Origin of the sequence: Aeromonas sp. HMWF015 (assembly GCF_963878965.1) — a bacterium.
Taxonomy (GTDB): domain Bacteria; phylum Pseudomonadota; class Gammaproteobacteria; order Enterobacterales; family Aeromonadaceae; genus Aeromonas; species Aeromonas veronii.
The window spans coordinates 31,178-39,709 of record NZ_CAWNZT010000427.1; the positions used below are offsets into that span (position 1 = coordinate 31,178).

Consider the following 8,532-nt stretch of genomic DNA (forward strand, 5'->3'; position numbering starts at 1 on the left):
GGCTATTTCTTTCAAAATAGTTTACTTAAAAAAAACAAAAACGACCTGATGGTCATCCTCGTCATACAGCAAGTATGGTGCGAAGAGAGGGACTCGAACCCTCACACCCGGGGGGCACTAACACCTGAAGCTAGCGCGTCTACCAATTCCGCCACCTTCGCGTACCTGACAAGCTGTAAAATGGGGTGGCTGATGGGGCTCGAACCCACGACAACCGGAATCACAATCCGGGACTCTACCAACTGAGCTACAGCCACCACAGCTGTTTTCGTTCCACAACAACGCCCGTTTAACCGACGCACTTTTGATGGTGCGCCCGACAGGATTCGAACCTGTGACCTCTGCCTCCGGAGGGCAGCGCTCTATCCAGCTGAGCTACGGGCGCTACGCTGTCGAACGGGGCGCATTATTAATGATGGTTGCTGGTTTGTCTACACTTTTCTGTCACCGAAACACTGTTCGTTGTTTTTTCAAGCACATTGCGCACTTTTCTTCCACTATTCCCCTGCTGCCAGCCAAAAAGGGGCAGATCGCAGTCGCAAATCGCCTTACTGCCTTGACTTGATTTGATGCCCATCTAGAATGAATGAACGTTCATTCAATCGAAAGTCACACTGATGATTCTGGATAAAAAAGAGAGCATCTTCAACGCGGCCCATGAGGTGCTGGGTGAACGGGGTTTTCATGGTCTGTCGATTGCAGAAGTTGCCAAGAAGGCCAATGTTGCCACCGGCACCATCTATCGCTACTTCGGCGACAAGGATGATCTGATCCGGCAACTGCACCAGCACACTATCTTGCAGTGTGTACCCATGGTCATGGCCGATGTAGCAATCGATAAAGTTTCATTTCAACAATTTCGCCAATTATGGCTCAATATTCATGCCATTTTTGTTAACGAACCCAACGCTATCCGGTGCAAATTGCAGTACGAGAGCTCTCCGCTAGGGGCAGAATTGGAGACCAATCCTGTCATTCTGGCAGCCTGGGAGCCTCTGGACCGATTTTTTGAACAGGGCGTTGAACAAGGATTGTTTATTGATTTACCGATACGGGCACTCCAGGTGTTGAGTCTGGACAGTGTCATGCATCTGGCCCTGCAGTGCAGGGTGCACAACATCACGCTGACCGAATCGCAGTTGGAAACCGCGATCCGGGCCAGCTGGAATGCCATTTTATCCCCCAATCTTTCCACCTCAGGAGCCTGTTCATGAAAAAGTGGATGGCCATTATGTTGCTGATAGCGATCGCCTTGTTTGGCAGCGTCATCGGCTTCAATTTGTTCAAACAGAAGATGATTGCCCAGTACATGGCCAACCGGCCGGAACCCGAGTTCCCCGTCACCGCCATGGTGACCAAGGCGCAGGATTGGGTACCGACCATCGAAGCGATCGGCTTCATCGAGCCGAATCAGGGGGTGACCCTCTCCACCGAACTGGCAGGTACCATTGACGCCATCACCTTCGAGTCGGGCAAACCGGTCAAGGCTGACCAGCTGCTGCTGAGCCTGGACTCCACCGTGGAGCGGGCCAATCTGCGGGCCTCCCAGGCCAAGCTGCCGGCGGCAAAAGCCAAGTTCGATCGTTTCCAGAACCTCTACAAGACCAGCTCCATCTCCAAAGAGCAGCTGGATGAGGCGGAAGCGGCCTATCGCTCACTGGAAGCAGATATCGAGAGTCTGAAGGCGACCATTGCCCGTCGTGAAGTCCGTGCGCCCTTTAGCGGCGTGGTCGGCCTGCGCAATGTGTTCCTCGGTCAGTATCTGCAGCCGGGCACCGATATCGTGCGCCTGGAGGATACCAGCGTGATGCGCCTGCGCTTCACCGTGCCCCAGACCGATATCTCCAAAATCAAGCTGGGCCAGACCATCAAGATCAATGTGGATGCCTATCCGCAAACCCAGTTTGACGGTCATATCACCGCCATCGAGCCTGCGGTCAACTTCCAGAGCGGCCTGATCCAGGTACAGGCAGACATTCCGAACAACGACGGTCAGCTGCGTTCCGGTATGTTCGCTCGCGCCAGCATCATTCTGCCGACGGTGAAAGATCAGATCGTGATCCCGCAGAGCGCTATCTCCTTCACCCTTTACGGTCAGAACGTCTACGTGCTCAAAGAGGGCGAAGAGACCGACAAAGAGGGTAACAAGGTGAAAGTACTGCGAGCCAAGCAGGTGGTGGTCAAGGCTGGTGAGCGCCGTGGCAACGATGTGCATGTGCTCTCCGGCATCCAGGCCGGTGACCAGATCGTACTGTCGGGTCAGGTTCGCCTGAGCAACGACACCAAGGTGTATGTGGTCGAGAACGATGCCCTGGCCGTTCCGGCACAAACCCCGATGCTGTAAGCGCGGAGATCTGCGATGCGATTTACTGACATATTTATAAAACGGCCTGTGCTGGCGATCTCGCTCAGCTTCCTGATCGCCTTGCTGGGTTTTCAGGCCATCTTCAAGATGCAGGTACGGGAATACCCTGAGGTGACCAACACGGTGATCACCGTCAGCACTGGCTACTATGGCGCCAGTTCTGATCTGATTCAGGGGTTTATCACCCAGCCGCTGGAACAGGCGGTCGCGCAAGCCGACAACATCGACTTCATGACCTCCTCCAGCCAGCTGGGCAGCTCCACCATCACTGCGTACATGAAGCTCAACACCGACCCCAACGCCGCGCTGTCCGACATCCTGGCGAAGGTGAACTCGGTGCGCTCCCAGTTGCCGAAAGAGGCGGAAGACCCGTCGGTCACCTCCTCCACCGGTTCAACCACGGCGGTGCTCTACCTCGGCTTTACCAGCCCGGAGCTCAACTCCAGCCAGATCACCGACTATCTGGAGCGGGTTATCAAGCCGCAGCTCTTTACCGTGGGCGGGGTCTCCAAGGTTGACCTCTACGGCGGTGTCGAGTTTGCCCTGCGGGTATGGCTGGATCCGGCCAAGATGGCGGCCTTCAACCTGACGGCCAGCGACGTGATGACGGTGCTCAACAGCAACAACTATCAGTCCGCGACAGGTCAGGCGACCGGTTACTTTACCCTGTTCAACGGCAACGCCGAGACCCAGGTCAAGGATGTCGACGAGCTGAAGCGTCTGGTTGTTGCTACCCGTGACGGCAAGGTGATCCGCCTTTCCGACATTGCCAAGGTGACCCTCGAGAAGAGCCACGACATCTATCGCGCCAGCGCCAACGGCCGCGAAGCAGTGGTCATGGCGGTCAACGCCGCGCCGACAGCCAACCCCATCAACATCGCCCACGATGTGCTGGCGTTGCTGCCGAGCCTTGAGCGCAATATGCCGAGCACCATGCGTCTCAACGTGATGTATGACTCAACAGTGGCGATCAACGAGTCCATCCACGAGGTTATCAAGACCATCCTGGAGGCTGCCGCCATCGTTCTGGTGGTCATCACCCTGTTCCTCGGTTCGTTCCGCGCGGTCATCATCCCGATCATCACCATTCCGCTCAGTCTCATCGGCGTAGTGATGATGATGGATATGTTCGGCTTCTCGATAAACCTGATGACCCTGCTGGCGATGGTGCTGGCGATCGGTCTGGTGGTGGATGACGCCATCGTGGTGCTGGAGAACGTCGACCGCCATATCAAGGAGGGGGAAGAACCGTTCCGGGCCGCCATTATCGGTACCCGTGAAATTGCGGTGCCGGTTATCGCCATGACGGTCACCCTGGCGGCGGTATACGCCCCTATCGCCCTGATGGGGGGCATCACAGGCTCCCTGTTCAAGGAGTTTGCCCTGACCCTGGCCGGTGCTGTGTTCGTCTCGGGCATCATCGCTCTGACTCTGTCACCGATGATGTGTTCCAAGATGCTCAAGGCCAACGAGCAGCCGGGCAAATTCGAGAGCACAGTCCACCACCTGCTGGAGCGGATGACCGATCGCTACGACAGCATGCTGCACGCCGTGATGAAAAAGCGCCCCGTCATCGTGGTGTTCGCCGTCATCGTCTTCGCCAGCCTGCCGCTGCTGTTCAAGTTCATCCCGAGCGAACTGGCACCGTCAGAGGACAAGGGGGTAATGGCCGTGCTGGGTACCGCACCGTCCAACGCCAACCTGGACTACATCGAAAACACCATGGCGGATGTGAACAAGATCCTGGACGACCAGCCCGAGATCGCCTTCTCCCAGGTCTTCTCCGGGGTGTTCAATGCCAACCAGGCGTTCGGTATCGCCTCCATGGTGCCCTGGAGCCAGCGTGAAGCGAGCCAGAAAGAGGTGCTGGACCGGGTCGCCAATCTGGTGAAAGACATCCCGGGTATGGCCATCACCACCTTCCAGTTCCCGGAACTGCCGGGTGCATCGAGTGGTCTGCCGATCCAGTTCGTCATCACCACCCCGAACAGCTTCGAAAGCCTGTTCCTGGTGGCCGGTGAAATTCTGGCAGCGGCGCAGAGTAACGGTCAGTTCGTCTATTCGGATCTTGATCTGAACTACGACTCCGCCACCATGAAGATCCGCATCGACAAGGACAAGGCGGGTGCCTACGGCATCACCATGCAGGATATCGGTATCACCATGGGCACCATGATGGCGGACGGTTACGTCAACCGTATCGACCTGGATGGCCGCTCCTACGAGGTGATCCCGCAGGTCGAGCGCAAATACCGTCTCAATCCGGAGTCAATCAAGGGCTATTACGTGCGGGCAGCAGACGGCAAGTCGATCCCGCTCGGCAGCCTGATCAGCATTGAAGTGGTTGGCGAGCCTCGCGCCCTGCCCCACTTCAACCAGCTGAACTCTGCCACCATAGGCGCCGTTCCGGCTCCGGGCGTGGCCATGGGTGATGCGATCAACTGGTTCCAGACCACCGCCGACGAGAAGCTGCCGCAAGGCTATCGTTACGACTTCATGGGTGAAGCCCGTCAGTTCGTCACCGAAGGCAATGCGCTCTATGCCACCTTCGCGCTGGCACTGGCCATCATCTTCCTGGTGCTGGCAATCCAGTTCGAGTCGGTGCGTGACCCGCTGGTCATCATGGTCTCTGTACCGCTCGCCATCAGCGGGGCCTTGATTGCCCTGGCATGGGGTATGGCGACCATGAACATCTACTCCCAGGTGGGCCTCATCACCCTGGTGGGTCTGATTACCAAGCACGGTATCCTGATCTGTGAAGTAGCTAAGGAAGAGCAGCTGCTGCGCGGCATGAACCGGATGGAAGCCGTAATGCAGGCCGCCAAGGTACGTCTGCGTCCGATCCTGATGACCACTGCCGCCATGATTGCCGGTCTGATCCCGCTGCTCTACGCCGCAGGCGCCGGTGCGGCACAGCGTTTCAGTATCGGTATCGTCATCGTGGCAGGTCTTGCCATCGGCACCCTGTTTACCCTGTTCGTGCTGCCGGTGATCTACACCTATCTGGCTTCCGAGCACAAACCCTTGCCGGTATTCGATGAAACCATTCCGCCCAAAGCAAACGGCGGACATTAATCATCAATCACATGCGAAGGCCCCGATACGGGGCCTTTTTTATGCTTCGCAGGAAAGACGACATAAGTGCATGAAGCAGTTAAACTAAAAAACACCACATCCAGACCGCAAGGACGCCATGTCAGGACTCTTCACCAAGACCGCCAGGGCCGTAGGCCGCAACGGACTCTCATATCGCCTGCTCTCCTACATTCTGGTCTGCAGTACCGTATTGGCGATGATCATTACGGCGCTGCAACTCGCCTGGGATTACCGCAAGGATGTTGCCGTCATCGAAGACAGCATCGGCCAGATCGAGGCCTCGTTCCTGCAACCCATCGCAGCCAGCTTGTGGAACCTGGATGAAGAGCAGGTCAAAGTGCAAATTGAAGGGATCATGAACCTGCCCAACATGCAGTTCGTGATGGTCAAGGAGATGCTCGGCAACTCCGAAGTCCCGCTGCTGACCCAGGGGGTCGAGCGGGAAAGCTATGATATCTCCCGCGAATTCAACCTCACCTATCAGGGTGAAATCGTCGGCAAGCTGTTCGTTGCCGCCTCTCTCGAACAGATCTACCAGCGCCTCATCGAAAAATCGGTGCTGATCATGGTCAGCCAGACCATCAAGACCCTGGTGGTCTCATTTTGCATCCTGATCATCATTTACTATCTGGTGGTCAGGCACATCAACCGCATCGCCAACTACGCCCAGAAGTTCAACCTCGATCGACTCGACATGGCGCTGGAGCTGGAAGGCCGCCCGCAGCCGCGCAAGAAACCCGATGAGCTGGATACCCTGGTCTCCACCCTCAACCAGATGCGTACCCGACTGCGTGACGAGCTGGTTGCCCGCCATCAGGCGGTCGAACAACTGCAAAAGGAGCGGGACTTCTCCGCCACCCTGATCAACTCCGCCAACATGGTCATCTGCTGCATGGAACCGGATTTGACCATCGCCAGCATCAACCCGGCAGCCATCTTGCTGACCGGCTACCACCAGCAGGAGCTGTTGCAACACAACTGGCTGGATCTCTTTGTCAGCCCGGCGCAACGGGAAGAGCTGAACGATATTCTGGCAGCGGAAGGTTCACTGGCCGACAAAGAGGTCATCATGCATGACCAGCAGGCCCATGAGCTGGTACTGCAATGGACCTTCGTCCCCTTCTACGATGGCCCCAACCTCAAGTACCAGATCGGCTTCGGCTACGACATCACCCAGCTGAAAAAGGTCGAGCGGGAGATTATCCAGCTCAACGAACAGCTGGAAGGCAAGGTGGTGGAACGTACCCGCAGCCTGAGCGAAGCCAACAACCAGCTCGGCAAGGCGTACGACGACCTGAAACAGGCCCAGCAAACCCTGGTGGAGTCGGAGAAGATGGCCTCCCTCGGCTCGCTGGTGGCCGGGGTGGCACACGAGATCAACACTCCGATCGGCATCAGCGTAACCGCCTCCTCCTACCTGCAGGAACGGGTCGCCGACTTCAAGTCCCATATCGACTCCAAGCAGCTGTCGCGCTCCTATCTCAACGAGTTCACCGTCAACCTCGACGAGTCGATGCAGCTGCTGCAGAGCAACCTGCGGCGCGCCTCCGAGCTGATTGCCAGCTTCAAGCAGGTAGCGGTCGACCAGTCATCGGAAGCACGCTACAACTTCAGCCTCGCCGACAACCTCCATCAGGTGGTGGTATCGCTTGGCCACAAACTGAAGAAGAGCCAGTGCGAAGTGGATATCCAGTGCGATCCCAAGCTGTCGATCTTCTCTTTCCCGGGCAGCTTTACCCAGATCTACTCGAACCTGATCCTCAACTCCATCAACCACGGGTTCGACAGCTGGGACAAACCGAAGAAGATCACCATCAAGGTGGAACAGCAGGGAGAGGAGCTGTTTATCGACTATTCGGACAATGGCCGCGGCATCCCGCCCGAAATATTGCCGCGCATCTTCGATCCCTTCGTCACCTCCAAGCGGGGTCAGGGCGGCAGCGGTCTGGGCACTCACATCATCTACAACCTGGTAGTACAACTGCTAAAAGGCCGTATCAGTTGTGCCAGCGAACCGGGCCAGGGCGCCCAATTCCATATTCGCCTGCCGATCCAACATAACTGAGCGCTGGCTCTTGTGAGCCAGCCGCTTTATCCCCATCATGCTGTGATTGCATTCTTAATGAGCGGAGAACCTCGCAATGGCACAGCATTTTGACTATATCGCCATCGGCGGCGGCAGCGGCGGTATTGCTTCTGCCAACCGGGCTGCCATGTACGGTAAGAAAGTTGCCCTGATTGAAGCCAAAGAGTTGGGTGGAACCTGCGTCAACGTAGGCTGCGTACCGAAGAAGGCCATGTGGTATGCAGGCCAGATCGCCGATGCCCTGAAATATGGTGCCGACTACGGCTTTGACACCACCCTCAACCACTTCAACTGGGCCAAGCTGGTCGAGTCCCGCCAGGCCTACATCGGCCGCATTCACCAGTCCTATCAGAACGTGCTGGGCAAGAACCAGATCACCGTCATCAAGGGCTTCGCCCGCTTCGTCAGCAGCAACACCATCGAGGTCAATGGCGAGCACTACACGGCCGATCACATTCTGATCGCTACCGGTGGCCGCCCGGAGATTCCGGCGATCCCAGGTGCCGAGCTGGGTATCGACTCCGACGGTTTCTTCGATCTGCAAAGCCAACCCAAGCGGGTTGCCGTGGTGGGTGCTGGCTACATCGCAGTCGAGATCGCTGGGGTGATGCAGGCGCTCGGCTCCGAGACCCATCTGGTGGTGCGCAAGCACGCACCGCTGCGCAACTTCGACCCCATGATCCACGAGACACTGGTCGAAATCATGGCGCAGGAAGGGCCCAAGCTGCACACACACGCCATTCCCAAAGCCGTGATCAAAAACGCTGACAACAGCCTGACCCTGCAACTGGAAGATGGTCGCCACCTCACCGTCGACTGCCTGATCTGGGCCATCGGCCGGGTACCGGCTACCGACAACCTCAATCTGACTGCCGCAGGCATCACGCTGGACGAGAAGGGCTTTATCCCGACCGACAAGTTCCAGAACACCACCGTCGCCAACATTTATGCGGTAGGTGACAACACGGGTCGCATCCAGCTCACC

General features: G+C 57.3%; 5 protein-coding genes and 3 tRNA genes. 5 read left to right on the forward strand and 3 right to left on the reverse strand.

Translation table 11 applies throughout. From position 1 onward, the window contains the following. Positions 1 to 75 precede the first annotated feature (75 nt). The 3 genes from AACS18_RS22110 to AACS18_RS22120 form a co-directional block, all read right to left on the reverse strand. Positions 76 to 161 (reverse strand) — tRNA-Leu (locus AACS18_RS22110). A 20-nt stretch (positions 162 to 181) separates the two neighbouring features. Beyond that, positions 182 to 257, reverse strand: a tRNA-His gene (locus tag AACS18_RS22115). A 51-nt stretch (positions 258 to 308) separates the two neighbouring features. Then, positions 309 to 385 (reverse strand) — tRNA-Arg (locus AACS18_RS22120). Positions 386 to 617: 232 nt separating this feature from the next. Here AACS18_RS22120 and AACS18_RS22125 point away from each other — a divergent pair. From AACS18_RS22125 to gorA, 5 genes are all read left to right on the forward strand, one after another. Then, positions 618 to 1,214 carry a TetR/AcrR family transcriptional regulator gene (locus tag AACS18_RS22125; RefSeq protein WP_005339267.1) on the forward strand — a complete coding sequence of 199 codons (597 nt, stop codon included), beginning with the start codon at positions 618 to 620 and terminating at the stop codon, positions 1,212 to 1,214. After that, on the forward strand, positions 1,211 to 2,344 hold the full coding sequence (locus tag AACS18_RS22130; RefSeq protein ID WP_108613340.1) for an efflux RND transporter periplasmic adaptor subunit: 1,134 nt from the start codon (positions 1,211 to 1,213) through the stop codon (positions 2,342 to 2,344). Before AACS18_RS22125 ends, AACS18_RS22130 begins: the two co-directional genes overlap by 4 nt. A 15-nt stretch (positions 2,345 to 2,359) precedes the next feature. Next, positions 2,360 to 5,440, forward strand: coding sequence for a multidrug efflux RND transporter permease subunit (locus AACS18_RS22135; protein WP_005355755.1), 3,081 nt, complete (start codon positions 2,360 to 2,362; stop codon positions 5,438 to 5,440). A gap of 118 nt (positions 5,441 to 5,558) precedes the next feature. Continuing rightward, entirely contained in the window at positions 5,559 to 7,526 is a 1,968-nt protein-coding gene (locus AACS18_RS22140) for an ATP-binding protein (protein ID WP_043820745.1), read from the forward strand. 76 nt (positions 7,527 to 7,602) lie between these two features. After that, positions 7,603 to 8,532: glutathione-disulfide reductase (gene gorA, locus AACS18_RS22145; RefSeq protein ID WP_108613341.1), on the forward strand; the 930-nt coding region annotated here is incomplete at its 3' end.